This window comes from Pseudoalteromonas sp. MER144-MNA-CIBAN-0113, assembly GCF_040308965.1.
GTDB classification, from domain to species: domain Bacteria; phylum Pseudomonadota; class Gammaproteobacteria; order Enterobacterales; family Alteromonadaceae; genus Pseudoalteromonas; species Pseudoalteromonas tetraodonis.
The window spans coordinates 1-238 of sequence record NZ_JBEOOG010000586.1; the positions used below are offsets into that span (position 1 = coordinate 1).

The following is a 238-nucleotide window of genomic DNA, read 5'->3' on the forward strand; positions in this document are numbered from 1 at the left end:
GTTTTATAGCTTACTGATGGACGAGATGGTTCTGCTTGTCCTGCAGAAAAATCAAAAGAGTCGGCAGAGGTACGACGTTGCCCGTAGTAATAATCAAGCGAGTTTGCGCCAATTAAAAATTGGTGCTGTAAGCTACCTGTTTTAAATTCACCAATAAAATCAATAAATGCAGTTTTAAATTGCCAATCGTCAAAACGGTCGTAAGGACGAGACTCATAGCTGTCCCCCTCAACAAAGT

1 pseudogene is annotated in these 238 nt (G+C 40.8%); it reads right to left on the reverse strand.

Going from position 1 to position 238, the window contains the following annotated elements:
* Positions 1–238, reverse strand: a pseudogene (locus tag AAEY57_RS21050) (TonB-dependent siderophore receptor); the annotation flags it as partial.